At 70.3% G+C, this 18,046-nt stretch carries 14 protein-coding genes; 12 read left to right on the top strand and 2 right to left on the bottom strand.

Features of this window, described 5'->3' with window-relative positions; all coding sequences use genetic code 11:
* Positions 1 to 298 precede the first annotated feature (298 nt).
* The 11 genes from kdpF (at position 299) to CU254_RS42925 (ending at position 13,718) form a co-directional block, all read left to right on the top strand.
* Entirely contained in the window at positions 299 to 400 is a 102-nt protein-coding gene (kdpF, locus tag CU254_RS07700) for a K(+)-transporting ATPase subunit F (RefSeq protein WP_037712906.1), read from the top strand.
* Between the two features lies 1 nt (position 401).
* Positions 402 to 2,063 (top strand): potassium-transporting ATPase subunit KdpA, encoded by a 1,662-nt coding sequence (gene kdpA / locus CU254_RS07705; RefSeq protein ID WP_009074343.1) that lies wholly within the window; start codon positions 402 to 404, stop codon positions 2,061 to 2,063.
* Entirely contained in the window at positions 2,060 to 4,153 is a 2,094-nt protein-coding gene (gene kdpB / locus CU254_RS07710) for a potassium-transporting ATPase subunit KdpB (RefSeq protein ID WP_009074345.1), read from the top strand. Before kdpA ends, kdpB begins: the two co-directional genes overlap by 4 nt.
* Before the next feature lies 1 nt (position 4,154).
* On the top strand, positions 4,155 to 4,766 hold the full coding sequence (locus CU254_RS07715; RefSeq protein WP_009074348.1) for a potassium-transporting ATPase subunit C: 612 nt from the start codon (positions 4,155 to 4,157) through the stop codon (positions 4,764 to 4,766).
* 5 nt (positions 4,767 to 4,771) lie between these two features.
* Entirely contained in the window at positions 4,772 to 7,330 is a 2,559-nt protein-coding gene (locus CU254_RS07720; RefSeq protein ID WP_078560726.1) for a sensor histidine kinase KdpD, read from the top strand.
* Positions 7,327 to 8,025, top strand: a complete 699-nt coding sequence (locus CU254_RS07725; RefSeq protein WP_009074352.1) for a response regulator — start codon at positions 7,327 to 7,329, stop codon at positions 8,023 to 8,025. The genes CU254_RS07720 and CU254_RS07725 overlap by 4 nt, the downstream gene beginning before the upstream one ends.
* 77 nt (positions 8,026 to 8,102) lie before the next feature.
* Complete coding sequence (locus CU254_RS43965; protein WP_009074354.1) at positions 8,103 to 8,399, top strand: hypothetical protein; 297 nt, start codon at positions 8,103 to 8,105, stop codon at positions 8,397 to 8,399.
* A gap of 18 nt (positions 8,400 to 8,417) precedes the next feature.
* A complete protein-coding gene (locus CU254_RS43970) occupies positions 8,418 to 8,699 on the top strand; it encodes a hypothetical protein (RefSeq protein ID WP_199785833.1) in 282 nt (93 codons plus the stop codon).
* Between the two features lie 270 nt (positions 8,700 to 8,969).
* A complete protein-coding gene (locus tag CU254_RS07735; protein WP_009074356.1) occupies positions 8,970 to 9,266 on the top strand; it encodes an acylphosphatase in 297 nt (98 codons plus the stop codon).
* Positions 9,267 to 9,445: 179 nt separating this feature from the next.
* The gene (gene smc, locus CU254_RS07740; RefSeq protein WP_037716752.1) at positions 9,446 to 13,048 is read left to right on the top strand and encodes a chromosome segregation protein SMC; all 3,603 of its coding nucleotides are present in this window, start codon (positions 9,446 to 9,448) and stop codon (positions 13,046 to 13,048) included.
* A 145-nt stretch (positions 13,049 to 13,193) separates the two neighbouring features.
* Complete coding sequence (locus CU254_RS42925) at positions 13,194 to 13,718, top strand: hypothetical protein (RefSeq protein ID WP_158688000.1); 525 nt, start codon at positions 13,194 to 13,196, stop codon at positions 13,716 to 13,718.
* 52 nt (positions 13,719 to 13,770) lie between these two features.
* Here the strand turns inward: CU254_RS42925 and CU254_RS07755 are convergent, their stop codons facing one another.
* Together CU254_RS07755 and CU254_RS07760 are read right to left on the bottom strand one after the other, a co-directional pair.
* A complete protein-coding gene (locus tag CU254_RS07755) occupies positions 13,771 to 15,336 on the bottom strand; it encodes a sodium:solute symporter (RefSeq protein WP_009074362.1) in 1,566 nt (521 codons plus the stop codon).
* A gap of 9 nt (positions 15,337 to 15,345) precedes the next feature.
* Positions 15,346 to 16,560, bottom strand: coding sequence for an anhydro-N-acetylmuramic acid kinase (locus CU254_RS07760; protein WP_009074364.1), 1,215 nt, complete (start codon positions 16,558 to 16,560; stop codon positions 15,346 to 15,348).
* Positions 16,561 to 16,700: 140 nt separating this feature from the next.
* Between CU254_RS07760 and ftsY the strand changes: the two genes are divergently transcribed.
* Complete coding sequence (ftsY, locus tag CU254_RS07765; protein ID WP_009074366.1) at positions 16,701 to 18,044, top strand: signal recognition particle-docking protein FtsY; 1,344 nt, start codon at positions 16,701 to 16,703, stop codon at positions 18,042 to 18,044.
* Positions 18,045 to 18,046: the final 2 nt, after the last annotated feature.

Here is an 18,046-nt window from a genome sequence, read left to right on the forward strand (position 1 = left end):
GCAAGTCACCCACCAACTACGGACAGTTATCCGGCTCGCTGACCCGGATGGCGCTTGACGCGGTGGCCCGGGTCACCGGCCGTCAAGATCGCGTAAACGCCCCCAGGTCGCGGCGTCAAGGAGGCGTCAGACGCGGGTGCTCACCCTCCGCGACGGCCGCAGAGTGGCTCTCGACCGACGGTCGCCCATGGCGGGTGACCCTTCCTGAGAGGTGCCTGGTGGCGGATTTGCTGTACGCCCTATTGCTCATCGGCGTTTTCGCGGTGCTCGCCGGTGTCCTGCGCGGGCTGGAGAAGCTGTGAGCGGCGCGGGCACCGTGGCCAATGTCGTCGGCGGACTGCTGGCGCTCGGCCTTCTCGGCTACCTGTTCGTCGCGCTCGTGAGGCCGGAGAAATTCTGAGATGAGTGACGTCGCGGCCGGCTTCCTGCAAGCCGGCGTGCTCCTGGTCGCCCTCGCGGTGGTCTACAAACCCCTCGGCGACTACCTCGCCCGCGTCTTCTCCGCCGAGAAGCACCTGCGGGTCGAGAAGGCCCTGTACAAGATCGTCCGGGTCGACCCGGACACCGAACAGCACTGGAAGACCTACGCCTCGGGCGTGCTCGGCTTCTCGTTCGTCTCGGTGATCCTGCTGTACCTGTTGCAGCGCCTGCAGTCGATCCTGCCGTGGAACTTCGATCGCGGGCCGGTTTCGCCCGCCGTCGCGTTCAACACCGCGGTTTCCTTCGTGACCAACACGAACTGGCAGTCCTACACGCCCGAGACGACCATGGGCCACTTCGTCCAGATGGCCGGCCTCACCGTGCAGAACTTCCTGTCCGCGGGCATCGGGCTCGCCGTGGCGATCGCCGTGACGCGCGGGTTCATCCGCTCGCGCACCGACCGGCTGGGCAACTTCTGGGTCGACCTGACCCGCGGCACGATCCGCGTGCTGCTGCCGATGGCGTTCGTGTTCGCGCTCGTCCTCGTGGCGCTCGGCGTGGTGCAGAGCCTGCGTTCCGGCGTCGCGGTGACGAACCCGGACGGCAGCACCAGCCGGATCGCGCTCGCCCCGGCGGCCAGCCAGGAAGTGATCAAGGAACTCGGCACGAACGGCGGCGGCATCTTCAACGCCAACTCCGCGCATCCGTTCGAGAACCCGAATGTCTGGACCAACGTCGTCGAGATGTTCCTGATCCTGGTGATCCCGGTCTGCCTCACCCGCGCCTTCGGGCAGCTGGTCGGCAACCGCAAGCAGGGTTACGTGCTGCTGTCGGTGATGGCCGGGCTGTGGGCCGCGATGCTCGCGGTGATCTGGACGTCCGAGGCGCGCACGAACAGCCCGGCGGCGCTGGCCGCGGGAGCGAATCTCGAAGGCAAGGAACAGCGGTTCGGGATCGGCGGCACGTCGTTGTTCGCCGACACCACCACCGGCACGTCGACCGGCGCGGTCAACGGCGCGCACGACAGCCTGTCCGGCCTCGGCGGCGGGGGCACGATGCTGAACATGCTCTTCGGCGAGATTTCGCCGGGCGGCGTCGGCACCGGGCTGTACGGGATCCTCGTCATGGCGGTGATCGCGATGTTCCTCGCCGGGCTGATGGTCGGCCGGACGCCGGAGTACCTGGGCAAGAAGCTCGGCAAGCGCGAGGTCACCTGCGCGGCGATCTCGATGCTGGCGATGCCGGTCGTGGTGCTGCTCGGGTCCGGCATCGCCTTGATGATCCCGAGCACGCGAGACGCGCTCGGCAACTCAGGTTCGCACGGGCTGTCGGAGATCCTCTACGGCTACGCGTCCACCGGCAACAACAACGGCAGCGCCTTCGGCGGCCTCACCGCGACGAACGACTGGTTCCAGGCGTCGTTCTCGGTGGCCATGCTGATCGGCCGGTTCGTGCCCATCGTCGCGGTGCTCTGCCTGGCCGGTTCGCTCGCCGCGCAGAAAAAAGTTCCCGAGACCTCGGGCACGCTGCCCACCACCGGGCCGCTGTTCGGGACGTTGCTGACCGGCACCGTCGTCCTCGTCGCGGCCCTCACGTTCATCCCGGCGCTCGCGCTGGGGCCCATCGCGGAGGCGCTGGCATGACCATCACCCAGGAGCGGACTCCGGAAGAGGAGACGCAGCACCACGTAGAGAACACCGGACGCGTCGGAGCCGGGGTTTTCAGCCCGAAGCAGCTGTGGTCGTCCATGCCGGACGCGCTGCGCAAGCTGGACCCGAAGCACCAGCTCAAAAACCCGGTGATGTTCGTGGTGTGGGCCGGTTCGGTCCTGACCACCGTCTTCGCGATCACCGACCCGAGCGTGTTCTCCATCCTCATCGCGGTGTGGCTGTGGTTCACTGTCGTGTTCGCGAACCTGGCCGAAGCCGTCGCCGAGGGGCGGGGCAAGGCGCAGGCGGAATCATTGCGGCGGACCAAAAAGGAGACGGTCGCGCGGCGGCTCACCGAAGACGGCTCCGAGGAGCAGGTGCCCGGCGTGGACCTGCGCGTCGGCGACCGCGTGGTGGTCGAAGCCGGACAGGTGATCCCGGGCGACGGCGACGTGGTCGAAGGCATCGCCACGGTCGACGAATCGGCCATCACCGGCGAATCGGCCCCGGTGATCCGCGAGTCCGGCGGCGACCGGTCTGCGGTCACCGGCGGCACCACGGTGCTGAGCGACCGGATCGTCGTGCGGATCAGCACGAAGCCCGGCGAGTCCTTTGTGGACCGGATGATCGCGTTGGTGGAAGGCGCTTCCCGGCAGAAGACGCCGAACGAGATCGCGCTGACCATCCTGCTGTCGACGCTGACCATCATCTTCCTGCTCGCCGTCGTGGCGCTGCAGCCGATGGCCGCTTACTCCGGCAGCGAGCAGTCGGTGATCGTGCTGACCGCGCTGCTGGTCTGCCTGATCCCGACGACGATCGGCGCGCTGCTGAGCGCGATCGGCATCGCCGGAATGGACCGGCTGGTGCAGCGCAACGTCCTCGCCACCTCCGGCCGCGCGGTCGAAGCCGCCGGCGACGTGTCGACCCTGTTGCTGGACAAGACCGGCACGATCACCTTCGGCAACCGGCGCGCGACCGAGCTGATCCCGGTCGGCAAGTCCACTGTGGACGACCTGGCGCGCGCGGCCCGGCTGTCCAGCCTCGCCGACGGCACCCCGGAGGGGCGCAGCATCGTCGAGCTGGTTGCCGAGCAACACGGGCTGCCCGGCGCGGCGGACGAGAGCGAGAAGCTGGCCGAGTTCGTGCCGTTCACCGCGCAAACGCGGATGAGCGGTGTCGACCTCGATGGCCGCGAAGTGCGTAAGGGTGCGACTTCGGCGGTGCGCCAGTGGGTGCGCGACCGCGGCGGCGACGTCCCGGACGAGACCGAACGCGTCGTGGACGAGATCAGCCAGCAGGGCGGAACGCCGCTGGTGGTCGCGGAAGCGGCGGGCGGGACGGCGTTCGTGCGCGGGGTGATCCGGCTGTCGGACGTGGTGAAGCCGGGCATGAAGGAGCGCTTCGAGGAACTGCGCTCGATGGGCATCAAGACGGTGATGATCACCGGCGACAACCCGCTCACCGCGAAGGCCATCGCGCAGGACGCGGGCGTCGACGACTATCTCGCCGAGGCCAAGCCCGAGGACAAGATGGCGCTCATCAAGAAGGAGCAGGAGGGCGGCCGGCTCGTCGCGATGACCGGCGACGGCACGAACGACGCGCCCGCGCTCGCGCAGTCCGACGTCGGCGTGGCGATGAACACCGGGACCATGGCGGCGAAAGAGGCCGGCAACATGGTCGACCTCGACTCGAACCCGACGAAGCTGATCGAGATCGTCGCCATCGGCAAACAGCTGCTGATCACCCGCGGCGCGCTCACCACGTTCAGCGTGGCGAACGACCTGGCGAAGTACTTCGCCATCCTGCCCGCGATGTTCACCGGCATCTTCGCCCAGCTCGGCGCGCTCAACATCATGCACCTGGCGACGCCGAAGTCGGCGATCCTCTCCGCGGTCGTCTTCAACGCGCTGATCATCGTCGCGCTGATCCCGCTCGCCCTGCGCGGCGTCCGGTACCGGCCGTCGTCGGCGTCCGCGCTGCTGCGCCGCAACCTGCTCGTCTACGGCCTCGGCGGGATCGTCAGCCCGTTCCTCGGGATCTGGGTGATCGACCTGATCGTGCGCCACATTCCAGGGATTGGCTGACATGAACGTCCTGCTCAAGCAGACCTGGGCGGGCCTGCGCCTGCTCATCGCGATGACCGTGCTGCTCGGCATCCTCTACCCGCTGGGCGTGTGGGCGGTGTCCCGCATTCCCGGACTCCAGGGGAACGCCGAGGGCTCGGTGGTGACGCAGAAGGGCGAGGGTGTCGGCTCGTCGCTGATCGGGATCGACCCGGTGCCCGCCGACGCCACGCGCGACCCGTGGTTCCACAACCGGCCCTCCGCCGGCTCGAAGGACGTGCTCGGGCCGGGCGACCCGTCGACGTCGGGGCCGTCCAACAAGGGCCCGTACAACGAGGATCTGACCAAGGCCATCGCGCAGCGGCGGGCCCTGATCGCGCGGCGCGAGGGCGTCACCCCGGCGGAGGTGCCCGCGGACGCGGTGACCGCTTCGGGCTCGGGGCTCGACCCGGCGATCAGCGTCGCCTACGCCGACCTGCAGGTGCTTCGCGTGGCCCGCAACACCGGGCTGAGCGAGGAGAAGGTGCGGCAGCTGGTCGCGGACAACACCACCGGCAACGGGATCGGGGTGCCGGGCGTGAACGTGCTCCTGCTCAACCTTGCCGTGCATTCGGCCGCTCCTGGAGCACACTGAACACTGTGAGCACCTCTGACACACCCCCGAAGCCGCGCCGAGGAGAACTGCGGATCTATCTCGGCGCGGCTCCGGGGGTCGGCAAGACCTTCGCCATGCTCGGCGAAGCGCGCCGCCGCCTCGACCGCGGCACCGACGTGGTCGTCGGCCTGGTCGAGACGCACGGCCGCAAGAAAACCGCCGATCTGCTCGACGGGCTGGAGGTCGTGCCGCGGCGCACCATCAGCCATCGCGGGCACGAGTTCGCCGAAATGGACCTCGACGCGGTGCTCGCCCGCGCGCCCGAGGTCGTCGTCGTGGACGAGCTGGCGCACACGAACGTGCCCGGCGGACGGCACGAGAAACGCTGGCAGGACATCGACGAGCTGCTCGAAGCGGGCATCGACGTGCTGTCCACGGTCAATGTCCAGCACCTGCAGAGCCTCAACGACGTGGTCGAGCGGATCACCGGCGTCACCCAGCAGGAGACCGTGCCAGACGAGGTCGTGCGCCGGGCGGAGCAGCTGGAGCTCGTGGACATCACGCCGGAGGCGCTGCGGCGGCGGCTCGCGCACGGCAACGTCTACCCGGCCGAGCGCATCGACGCCGCGCTGGGCAACTACTTCCGGCCCGGGAACCTCACGGCGTTGCGCGAGCTGGCGCTGCTGTGGGTAGCCGACCAGGTCGATGTCGCGCTGCAGCGTTACCGCGCCGAGCAGAAGATCACCGACACGTGGGAAACCCGCGAACGAGTGGTCGTGTCGATCACCGGCGGTCCGGAAAGCGAGACGCTGATCCGGCGCGCCAGCCGGATCGCCAACCGGGCGGGCGCGGAACTGCAGGTCGTGCACATCCTGCGCGGCGACGGTCTCGCCGGGCTCGGGCCGACCGCGATGGCCCGCTGCCGCACTCTGGCCGAGGAGGTCGGCGCGACCTTCCACGCGGTGGTCGGCGACGACGTGCCGACCGCGTTGCTCGACTTCGCGCGCGGGGTCAACGCGACGCAACTGGTGGTCGGCACCTCGCGGCGTTCCCGGATCGCGCGGCTTTTCGACCAGGGGATCGGCGCGACCGTGGTGCAGCAGTCCGGGCCGATCGACGTGCACATGGTCACGCACTCCTACGCCGGCGGACGGCTGCGGGCGCGGCTGGGCACGAGCCCGCTGGCGCCGTCGCGGCTCGTGATGGGCTGGGTGCTGAGCATCCTGCTGCCGGTCGTCGCGACCGGTCTCGGCGTGCTGCTGCGCGACGCGGTCGAGTTCTCCACCGACGTGATCCTCTTCGTGCTGTCGACGGTCATCGTCGCTTTGGTGGGCGGGCTCGGCCCGGCTCTGGTGGCGTCGATTTTCGGTGCTGGGCTGTTGAATTTCTTCTTCACGCCACCGCTGTACACGCTGGATGTGCACAGTCCGCAGAACGTCGTGACGCTGATCGCGATGATCGTGGTGGCGGTGATGGTGGCGCTGGTGGTCGCTTCCGCCGCTCGGCGCGGTGTGGCGGCGGCGCGGGCTCGGACGGAAGCGTCGCTGCTGGCGTCTTATGCGCGCACGGTGCTGACCAATCCGAACCCGATCGAGCGGTTGCTGGAGAAGGTGCGAGAGAACTTCGGCCTCACTTCCGTGACGCTGCTGGAGAAACGCAATGGGAAATGGGACAAGGTCGCGCTGTCCGGTGGCGAGCCGTGCGCGGATCCGGATGAGGCCGATGTGGACATTGCGGTGACCGCTGACGTGCACCTGACGTTGCGCGGTCGTGCGTTGCCCGCGGCAGACCGTCGGGTGCTGGAAGCCGTTGCGGGACAAGCGTTGCTCGCCTTGCGGCAACAGCGGATGGCCGCGGCCGCGGCGGCTGCCGAGCGCAAGGCCGAGGCGACCGAGCTGCGCACGACACTGCTTTCCGCGGTCGGCCACGATCTGCGGACGCCGCTCACGTCCATCAAGGCGGCGATCGGCAGCCTGCGCGCGCCGGACCTGTCGCTGTCCGATGAGGACACCGAGGAACTGATGGAAGCCGTGGAGCTTTCCGCGGACCGGCTCGCCGGGCTGATCGACAACCTCCTCGACTCGTCCCGGCTGGCGACCGGTGCGGTCACCCCGCATCTGCGGCCGGTCGGCTACGACGAGGTGGTCGCGCACGCGCTGTCCACTGTGGACAACTCGCAGCACGTGCAGGTGTCGGTCGACGCGCGGTTGCCTTCGGTGCAGGCGGATCCCGGCCTGTTGGAACGGGTGATCGCGAACGTGCTGGACAACGCTCTCCGGCACGGCGGCGGCGACGTCTCGGCACGGGCGAGCGCGCATTCGGAGTTCGTGGAACTGCGGATCGTCGACCACGGCAAGGGCTTGCGGAAGGGCGCCGCGGAGTCCGCGTTCGCGCCGTTCCAGCGGCTGGGCGGGGACCGGGACTCGACGCCGGGCGTCGGGCTCGGCTTGTCGGTCGCGAAGGGGTTCACCGAGGCGATGGGCGGTACGGTTCGCGCGGAGGACACTCCCGGCGGAGGGTTGACCGTGGTGATCTCGCTCCCGGCCTGTACCGGACGGGAACTGGTGGAAGCAGAATCGGCGGAGGAGGGCGCGGCGCGATGACTGCCGACCAAACGGCGACGGTGCTGGTCGTCGACGACGAACCGCAGATCGTGCGGGCGCTGCGGATCAACCTCAACGCGCGCGGGTACAAGGTGATCACCGCCCACGACGGCACCGCCGCGCTGAAAGCGGTCGCCGAAACGAAACCGGACGTGGTGGTGCTCGACCTCGGCCTGCCCGACCTGGACGGCACCGAGGTGATCGCGGGACTGCGCGGCTGGACGACGGTGCCGATCATCGTGCTGTCCGCGCGCGGCGATTCGGCGGACAAGGTCCAAGCACTCGACGCGGGTGCGGACGATTACGTCACCAAACCGTTCGGCATGGACGAGCTGCTGGCCCGCTTGCGCGCCGCGGTCCGCCGTTCGTCGGTGGCGGGCACGGACGGCGCGGAAGCTGTGGTGGACACCGGTTCGTTCACGATCGACCTGGCGGCGAAGAAGGTGCTGCGCGAGGGCCGCGAGGTGCACCTGACGAAGACCGAATGGGGAGTGCTGGAACTGCTGGTCCGCAACCGGGGCCGGCTGGTGGCGCAGAAGCAGCTGCTGCACGAGGTGTGGGGGCCGTCGTACGAGACGGAATCCCATTATCTGCGCGTGTATTTGGCGCAGCTGCGGCGGAAGCTGGAGCCGGAACCGTCGCGGCCGCGGCATCTGCTTACCGAACCCGGCATGGGGTACCGCTTCGAAGCCTGACCTGGCCGCAAAGCCGTGAAGGGCTCCTTGAAGGAATCAGATTCCCTCAAGGAGCCCTTCACGGACTTCAGTGGCTGGTGGGACTCGTCGGGTTGCTGTCCGAAGTGGACGCGCTCGGCGACGAGGACGACGACGGCTGGCCGCCGGTCGAGCTGCTGCCCGGCGGGGGTTTCGGCGCCGAGCTGTCCGAAGCCGGAGGAGTCGCGCTCGAGCTGCCCGGCGAAGTGGTCGTCGTGTCCGGGGGCGTCGGGGTGACCGTCTTCGGGGGCGGCGTGTCGCTGCGCGGCGTGCTCGGCGAACTGCCCGGATTCCCGCCGGGGGGCGGTGCGGGCTGTCCGCCGCCGGGCTGCCCTCCCGGTTGCCCGCCGGGCTGACCGGCGTTCGGCGGAGGCGTGATCACGCTCGTCGTCGGCTTCCCGTCCGGTCCGACGGCCACCACGGTCGTCGGGGTCGGCGGGACGGTCTGGCCGGGGGTCGGCGAGCCGGGGACGGTCATCGGACCGCCGGGGACGGCGTTGCCCGGGACGACGACCTGCGAGCCGACCGGCTGGCCGCCGATTCCGCCGCCGCTGGTGCTGGTCGCGGTGTCGGTGACCGAGCCGGGGCCGGCCAGTTCGGCGACCGCGGCGAAGGCCGTCGCGACCACGAGGCCGCTGACGCCCAGGATCGCGTAGCCGGAGCGGCTGAGCCTCCCGCTCGCGCCCTTCGGCGGAGCGGTGGGGGCGGCGCTCACCGCGATCTCCGGCGACGCCGAGCTTGGTTCAGGCCCGTCGGGACGGGACATGCAGGCTCCTTAGAAGGGTCAACGCTCGAGTCGAGGGGCGGCACGGGGGAGCGGGGCTCCGGCCCCGGATGCCAGGCGGGAGGTTATCACTGCTCAGGACCCGATCGCGCGACCGAGGGACGGGGGCCGTCACCGTCCGCAGCCGGGCGCGTGCGGCAGGATGGGACCGGTGAACGAGCAGGAAAAGCCCGTCCGGCTGGCCGCCTGGGTGCACGGGCAGGTGCAGGGAGTCGGTTTTCGCTGGTGGACCCGGAGCCGCGCGCTCGAACTCGGGCTGACCGGATTCGCCAGGAACCTCCCGGACGGCCGTGTCGAAGTGGTCGCGGAGGGTGACCGGGACAACTGTGCGCTACTGCTGGCCGCGCTGCGCTCCGGAACCTCACCCGGAAGAGTGGAACGGGTAGTTGAACGCTGGACCGCCGCCAAGGGCGGGCTGGACGGGTTCGCCGAACGCTGAGGCCGCTGGGACGGATGCGGCTGACGGGGTGCCTGGGGTTGCCGGGGCGGCCGATCCTGTGCTAGGCGCGCCCGGGCGGCCCGGCCTCCCACGGCGCGCCGGAACCCCCGGGTAGCCTGTCCCGAACCGGGGGAACCGGTAGCCATCCAGTACCCGTGGCCAAGAGGGGTCGGCAGCACGTGCACCTGAAAAGCCTGACGCTCAAGGGCTTCAAGTCCTTCGCCTCGGCGACCACGCTGCGCTTCGAACCCGGCATCACCTGCGTGGTCGGCCCGAACGGCTCCGGGAAGTCGAACGTCCTCGACGCGCTGCGCTGGGTCATGGGCACCCAGGGCGCGAAGGACCTGCGCGGCGGCAAGATGGAGGACGTCATCTTCGCCGGCACCGCGGGCCGCGCCCCGCTCGGCCGCGCCGAGGTCACGCTCACCATCGACAACGCCGACGGCGCGCTGCCGATCGAGTACGCCGAGGTCTCCATCACCCGCCGGATGTTCCGCGACGGCGCGAGCGAATACGAGATCAACGGCGACCGCTGCCGGCTGATGGACGTCCAGGAACTGCTGTCGGACTCCGGCATCGGCCGCGAGATGCACGTCATCGTCGGGCAGGGCCAGCTGTCGGCGATCCTCGAGTCGAAACCCGAGGAGCGGCGCGCGTTCATCGAGGAGGCCGCGGGCGTCCTCAAGCACCGCAAGCGCAAAGAGCAGACCCTGCGCAAGCTCAACAACATGCAGGGCAACCTCGACCGGCTCACCGACCTCACCACCGAGCTGCGCCGTCAGCTCAAACCGCTGGGCAAACAGGCCGAGATCGCCCGCAAGGCCCAGTCGGTGCAGTCCGACCTGCGCGACGCCCGGCTCCGGCTGCTCGCCGACGACCTGGTCACCCAGCGCGAGTCCATCGCCCGCGACGAGGCCGACGAGCGCACCGCCCGCCAGCGCCGCGCCGAGGTCGAGCAGGCGCTGGAAATCGTGGCCGCCGAAGAGGCCGAACTGGAGGCTTCGCTCGCCGAGGACGCGCCGCGGCTGCAGACCGCGCAGGAGACTTGGTACAAGCTGTCCGCGCTCACCGAACGGCTGCGCGGCACCGTGCGGCTGGCGGTCGAACGGCAGCGGCACCTTTCTTCCGACGTCTCCGCGCCGACCGGCGGACGTGACCCGGAGGAGCTGCTCGCCGAGGCCGAGCAGGCCGCGGAGCGCGAGCAGGAGCTGACCGAGGCGGTCATGGAGGCCCGCGAACTTCTCGCGGAAACCGTGCTGCGCCGGGAAGATCTCGAACAGCGGGTGCAGGCCGCGGAGCGCGCGCACTGGGCCGCGGTCCGGGCGATCGCCGACCGCCGCGAGGGCATGGCGAAGCTGACCGGCCAGGTCGAAGCGTTGCGCAGCAAGAACGGTGCGACCGCGGAAGAAGTCGACCGGCTCACCGTCGGCCTGCAGGAAGCGGCCGAGCGCGCGGAAATCGCGGTCGAGGAGCTGGAAGAAGCGAAAGCCGCCGGCGGCACGGAAGAATCCGACGACGCCGACCTGCAGCAGCGCCACGACCGCGCGGTGGAGGCGAACAACGCCGCCAAGGCCCGCGTCGAAGAGCTGGTGAAGGCCGAACGCGGGGCCGAGCGGGAGATCGCGTCGGAGAAGGCTCGCGTCGAAGCGCTGTCGATGGGGCTCAAGCGCAAGGACGGCGCGGGCGCGCTGCTCGGTGCGTCCGCGGAATTGCCGGGCCTGCTCGGCTCGGTCGCCGCGCTGCTCACCGTGCAGCCGGGGCACGAGGTCGCGCTGGCCGCCGCGCTCGGGCCGGTGGCGGACGCGGTCGCGGTGTCCGGCGGCGAGAACGCGCTGTCGGCCCTGAAGTACTTGAAGGACACCGATTCCGGCCGTGCCGGGATCGTGCCGGTCGGTGCCGGGTCCACTGTGGACACCAGCTCGTGGCCGACGCTGCCGGAGGGCGCGCGCTGGGCCCGCGAGGTCGTCAGCGCGCCGGAGCAGCTGCGGCCCGCGGTCGAGAAGGCGCTGGACCGGCTCGCGCTGGTGCCGGACCTGGACGCCGCGCGTCAGCTCGTGGCGCAGCACCCGGAGGTCCGTGCGGTCACCGCCGAGGGCGATGTCTTCGGGGCCGACTGGATCGCCGGCGGTTCCGCCGCCCGCGAGAGCGTGATCGAGGTCCAGGCGGCGGTCGACGAGGCGCAGGAACGCTTGCGCACGGCCGAACGCGCGCTGGAGCGGTACTCCGCCGAGCTGGAAGGCGCCCGCGCCGAACAGCAGTCCCGGCGCGAAGAGGTCAGCCAGGCGAAGGACGCGCTCGGCGAAGCCAAGGTGCGCAAGGCCCGTTCTTCCGAGCGGCTCAACCGGTTGCAGCAGGCGGCCCGGTCCGCGCAGGCCGAGGTCGAACGGCTGACTCAGCAGCGCGCGAAGGTCGAGCAGAGCCGCGAGCAGGCGCTGGAACAGTTGGCGGAGCTGGAAGAACGGCTCGCCGCGGTCGCCGAGCAGCCGGTCGAGGACGACCCGGACACCGCCGAGCGCGACGAGGCCGCCGAGCAGCTTGCCGTGGTACGGCAGGAAGAAGTCGAAGCGCGGCTCGCGCAGCGCACCGCCGAGGAACGCGCGCGCAGCATCGCCGGACGCGCGGAATCGTTGCGCCGCGCGGCTTATGCCGAGCAGCAGGCGCGCGAGCGTGCGGCCAAGGCCCGGGAGGCGCGCGAGCGCGGCGCGGAAATCGCGAACGCGGTCGTCAACGCCGGTGAGTTCGCGCTGGAGCGGATCGAGGTGTCCGTGCAGCGCGCGGCCGCCGAGCGCGACGAAGCCCAGGCGCAGCGCCAAAGCCGGGAAACCGCGCTGACCGCGGTGCGCGCGAAGGTGCGCGAGCTGTCCGGCGAACTGGAGAAGCTGACCGACGCCGTGCACCGCGACGAGGTGCTGCGCGCCGAGCAGAAGCTGCGGCTGGAAACGCTGGAGGCCAAGATCGCCGAGGACTTCGGCATCGGCCTGGCGGACCTGGTCGAGGAGTACGGCCCGAACGTGCCGGTGCCGCCGAGCGCGGGCGAGATGGCCGAGTACGAGGCGGCCAAGGAACGCGGCGAGGACGTCACCCCGCCGCCGCCGATGCCGTACGACCGCGACACCCAGGCCCGCCGCGCCAAGCGCGCGGAGAAGGACCTGACCCTGCTCGGCAAGGTGAACCCGCTGGCGCTGGAGGAGTTCGCGGCGCTGGAGGAGCGGTACAAGTTCCTCTCCACCCAGCTGGAAGACCTCAAGGACACGCGCAAGGACCTCGAGGCCGTCATCAAGCAGGTCGACGAGAAGATCCTGGAGGTCTTCACCTCGGCCTACGCGGACGTGGCGCGCGAGTTCGAGACCGTCTTCGGCGTGCTGTTCCCCGGCGGCGAGGGCCGGATGGTCCTCACCGAGCCGAACGACCTGCTCGCCACCGGCGTGGACGTCGAGGCGCGCCCGCCGGGCAAGAAGGTCAAGCGGCTGTCGCTGCTGTCCGGCGGCGAGAAGTCGCTGGTGGCGGTCGGCATGCTGGTGGCGATCTTCCGCGCCCGCCCCTCGCCCTTCTACGTGATGGACGAGGTCGAGGCGGCGCTGGACGACACCAACATGCGCCGGCTGATCGGCCTGCTGGAGCAGCTGCGCGATTCGTCGCAGCTGATCATCATCACGCACCAGAAGCCGACGATGGAGATCGCCGACGCGCTGTACGGCGTGAGCATGCAGGGCGACGGCATCACCAAGGTGATCTCGCAGCGGCTGCGCACCGCGGAAGAGGAACCCGTCCCGGCGTCCTAGGCGGGTTGCGCCCGTTCCGGCGATCGTGCCCGAACGGGCAGGCCTGCCCGGACTGTCGTTCGATCGGCCAACTGCCGTGGCGCCGACGCGTCTTCAGGGGTGTTCGCAAGCACCACCTCCTGGAGGGGATTCGACAATGCGCACCATGGTGCCCCGCACCCTGATTTCCGGTTCGATCCTCGGCGCCGCGGTGACGGTCGCCGCGTGCGGCAGCGGCTCGCAGAGCGGGCAGGTCGCGGCGATGCAAAGTGCGCTCTCGACCGCGCCGACCGCGTCGTCGGCGGCCGCGCCGAGTTCTTCCGCGCCGACCACCCACGCGAGCAAGCCCGCCCCGCCCAAGACACACTCGACTCCGGCCAAGGAGCAGCCCAGCGGAGACCGGTTGCCGGGCAAGGGAGAACTCGGCAAGGGCGCCGACTGCGGTCCGGTCGACGGCCCCGGCGGCCAGGTCGACGTGGTGACCGAAGCGATGCCCGCGGGCACCGTCGGCTGCACCGAAGCGATTAACGTGATGTCCGATTACCTGGCCCAGGCCCCGACCAAAGCGGAGGGCACCGGGCGTTTCCTCGACGTCGACGGCTGGAACTGCGGATACGACGGCGGAAACGGCGGCAGCAAGCAGTTTTTCTGCGGCAGCAAGGGGCTTTCGTTCCACGGCAAGGCCGTTTGAGCCCGGTGCGTGGTTGTGCCGGTGAGTCCCGGCACAACCACGCACCAGCTTTCTACGCCGGGGTTTCCGCCGGCTCCTCGACCTGCTCGACATTCGGGTCCACGCCGCGCCGCCGCAGGGACAGCAGCCCGCCCACGATCAGCGTGATCAGCACGCCCGCGAAGGTGTACCAATACGTCGCCAGCGGCACCAGCGTCTTGGTCGCCGCGCCGAAGTGGATGTGCACCGCGGTGGTCGCCTTGTCGAATTTCACGAACAGGATCAGGAACGCCATCCCGACGACCGAGCAGGCGAACGCGATCACCGCGTCGGACTGCCGGGCCTTGCGCACCAGCAGGCCGAGGAAGAACGAGCCGAGCAGCGCGCCGTAGGTGTAGCCGACGATCCCGAGGCCCTGCTGGATCACCGGGTCCTTCGAGTTGGTGAACATCGACGCGAACACCGCGAACACCGCCGCCCAGATGAGTGTCCACATGCGACCGTGCCGGAGCAGCTTGGCGTCCTCGATCGATTTGTGCGTGAACCGCTGGTAGAGGTCGGCGATGGTGGACGTGGACAGCGCGTTGAGCGCGGAGGCGAGCGCGCCCATGGTCGACGCGAGGATGCCGGCGATCAAGAGCCCGGCGAGGCCGACCGGCAGGTCGTTGACGATGAAATTGGAGAACACGTCGTCGCCGGACATCTTCCCGGCCGCGACCGCGGTGGCCGTCGCGCCGGTCTTGCCGCCGGTGTAGACCCACAGCATCGCGCCGACGAGCAGGAACAGTGCGAACTGGACGAACACCACGAAGGCCGAGCCGATCAGCGCGCGCTGCCCGTCCCGCAGGTTCCGGCACGACAGCAGGCGGCCGACGATCAGCTGGTCCGCGCCGTGCGAAGCCATCGACAGGAACGCGCCGCCGACCACCGCGCAGAGGAACGCGTACGGGTTGGTGAGCAGGTTCGACGCGAAATCGGTGAACTGGAACCGGCCCTGGCTCGAAGCGAGCTGCGTCCAGCCGGACGGCAGCTTCGTGGACAGGAAGATCACCGCGCCGATCGCGCCGAGGATGTAGAGCGACCACTGGATGACGTCCACCCAGATCACCGACTTGATGCCGCCGACGAACGCGTAGACCACGGTGAGCGCGGTCAGCAGGACGACGATGTGCCAGTACTCGGTGTGGATGCCGTAGTGGCCGAGGATCGCCTTGATCGGGATCGCCCCGGCGAACAGCCGCAGCCCTTCGGCGAGCAGCCGCGTCACCACGAAGGTGACCGACGCGGTGCCCTGCAGCCCGCGGCCGAAGCGGCGGCCGAGGAATTCGTACGCGCTCACGTAATTGCCGCGGAAATAGCGCGGCAGCAGCACGAACGCGGCGATCACGCGGCCGATGATGTAGCCGAACGCGACTTCCAGGAACAGGAAGGCGCTGCCGAACACGAGCCCGGGCGTGGAGATCACGGTGAGCGTGGACGTCTCGGTGGCCACCACCGAGAGCGTGACCGCCCACCACGGCATGCTGCGCTCGCCGACGAAGTAGTCGTTCGCGGACTTCTGTCTGCGTCCGACCAGCACGCCGATGACCGGCATCGCCGCGAGATACACGATGACGATCACCAGATCGACTGGATTCATGGGGTTCTCCTACCGTGGTTGCCCGGATTCCGCGACCCGGAGCCGGGTCGCGGCGCCCCCCAGCGGGGCGGGGAGATTCAGGGGCGCCGCGCCCGGCGTCAGCGCGCCGAGCAGGCGGGGACCGCTCGCTCCGGTGGCCGACGGCAGCGTCGCCGGGACACCGCACCAGCTCAGCCAGCCGAGCAGCGCGGTCAGATAGGCCTCTTTTCCGGAGCCGGGGAGGCCGAGGTCGTCGCTGGTGCGGAGCGCGCCGCCGGGCAGAAGCCGGGCGAGCGCGGCCATAGTCGCCGGGTTCGCGACCCCGCCGCCGGACGCGACAACGGTCGCGACGCCGTGCCGCCGGCATTCCGCGGCGACCGTCGCGGCGGTCAGTTCGGTGAGCGTGGCCAGCAGGTCCTCCGGGGACAACGGCGGCAGTCCGGACAGGGCTGCGTTCAGGTATCCGCCGTGGAAGTGCTCTTTGCCAGTGGATTTCGGGGGAGGAGCGGCGAAATAGGGGTCGGCCAGCAGCCGGTCGAGCAGGTCTTTCCGGACCGAACCGGCGAGCGCGAGGTGTCCGTCTACGTCGGCGGACAGCTTGCCGTCGCTGACGTGCGCGGCGGCGAGGTCGAGCAACGCGTTGGCCGGGCCGGTGTCGTAGGCGAGCACCTTGTCGGACTGCGTGACGACGGTGATGTTCGCGATGCCGCCGAGGTTGAGCGCGGCCACCGGACGTCCGGTCTCCTCGGCAAGGCCTCGCAGCCACATCGCGTCGAGAGTGCTGGCCAGCGGTGCACCCTGGCCGCCCGCGGTGATGTCGCGGATGCGGAGGTCGGCGATCACCGGCACTCCGGTGCGCTCGGCGATCCACGCCGGCTGGCCGAGCTGGAGCGTGCCGAGCGCGACGCCGTTCTCCACCCAGTGGTAGACGGTCTGGCCGAGCGAGGCGATCACGTCCACCGGCCCGTACGCGGCGATCCCGCGCGCGGCCGCGTCCGCGAACGCCTGGCCGACCCGGGTGTCGAGGACGGTCAGCTGGCGCGCGCTGCTCGGCCGCGGCGGGAGGGCGTCGAGAAGATCCGCGCGGAGGTCGGCGGGATAAGGCACGTCGAGTTCGCCGAGCGGGGTGAGGACGACGGTCTCGTTCTCGGCGCGGATTTCGGCGACCGCGACGTCGATCCCGTCCGCGGACGTGCCCGAAAGCAGCCCGAGGACGCGGAAACAGTGGCCGGCGGGGGTGGTCATCCGATGTGGTCTAGTCAACACCGAAGGGGTGGCGCAAGACGCTTCGTGGAGTCTTGGCCGAATCGGAACCGTTCGCGTTACTCGTTGGCTTCGCGGTGGGGTGTCCGGTGGCTTGTGCACGCGGATGACAGGATGGTGGCGTGTCGAGCACCTGGTTCTGGATCGTTGTCGTCGCCGTCGTCGTCCTGGTCGCCTTGCTGGTGTCCGGGCTGCTCATCGCGCGCAAGCGGCGGATCAGCATCGCCGAACAGCGCGAGGTCGAGGAGAAGCCGAAGGGCGGCGGGTACGCCGCGAGCGGCGGGATCTCGCTGGCTCCCGGTGGGAAGACCGCTGAGGCGCCGCCGGTTCCCGAGCCTTCGCCGGAGCCGGTGGTCGAGCATCCGGTCGAAGACCGGCCGGAAGTCGACGGCCAGCCCGCGGTCGGCGACGACGCCGCGGTCCCGCGCGACTCCGACCAGCGCACGGTGCGCGACGTCAAACTCCCCGAGCCGGTCGAGGAAGAGGCTCCCGAGGCGGTCGTCCCGGGAACGGTCGAGCCCATCGAGGAAATCGAGTCCCCGTCGGGCCGGCTCGAGCGCCTGCGCGGCCGCCTGTCGAAGTCCCGCTCGGTGTTCGGCCAGAGCCTGCTGGGCCTCCTCGGCGGCGGCGACCTGGACGAGGACTCCTGGCAGGACGTCGAAGACACGCTGCTCATGGCGGACCTCGGCGCCGCCACGACGACCCAGATCGTGGACCGGCTGCGCGACGAACTGAACCGCCGCGCGGTGCGCACGTCGGCGGAAGCCCGCGAGTTGCTGCACGAGGTGCTGACCGCCGCGCTGTCCACGGACGCCGAGCGCGCGGTCCGGGCCCTCCCGCACGAGGTGGACGGCAAGAAGGAGCCCGCGGTCGTGCTGGTCGCGGGCGTGAACGGCACCGGCAAGACCACGACGACCGGCAAACTCGCCCGAGTCCTGGTGGCGCAGGGCGGCACCGTCGTCCTCGGCGCGGCCGACACGTTCCGCGCGGCTGCCGCCGACCAGCTCCAGACGTGGGGCGAGCGGGTAGGCGCGTCGGTGATCCGAGGCAAGGAAGGCGCGGACCCGGCGGCGGTCGCGTTCGACGCGGTTAAGCAGGGAATCAGCGAGGGCGTGGACACGGTCCTGGTCGACACCGCGGGCCGCCTGCACACGAAGACCGGCCTGATGGACGAACTCGGCAAGGTGAAGCGAGTCGTGGAAAAGCAGGCGCGAGTGGACGAGGTGCTGCTGGTGCTGGACGCCACGACCGGCCAGAACGGGTTGGCGCAGGCGCGGGTGTTCGCCGAGGTCATCGACGTGACGGGCATCGTCCTGACCAAACTGGACGGCACGGCCAAGGGCGGGATCGTGTTCCAGGTCCAGAAGGAACTGGGGGTGCCGGTGAAGCTCGTGGGGCTGGGCGAGGGGCCGGACGACCTGGCTCCGTTCGAGCCGGGGGCGTTCGTGGACGCTTTGCTGGGCTGATG

Source organism: Amycolatopsis sp. AA4, from assembly GCF_002796545.1.
In the GTDB taxonomy this organism is placed as follows: domain Bacteria; phylum Actinomycetota; class Actinomycetes; order Mycobacteriales; family Pseudonocardiaceae; genus Amycolatopsis.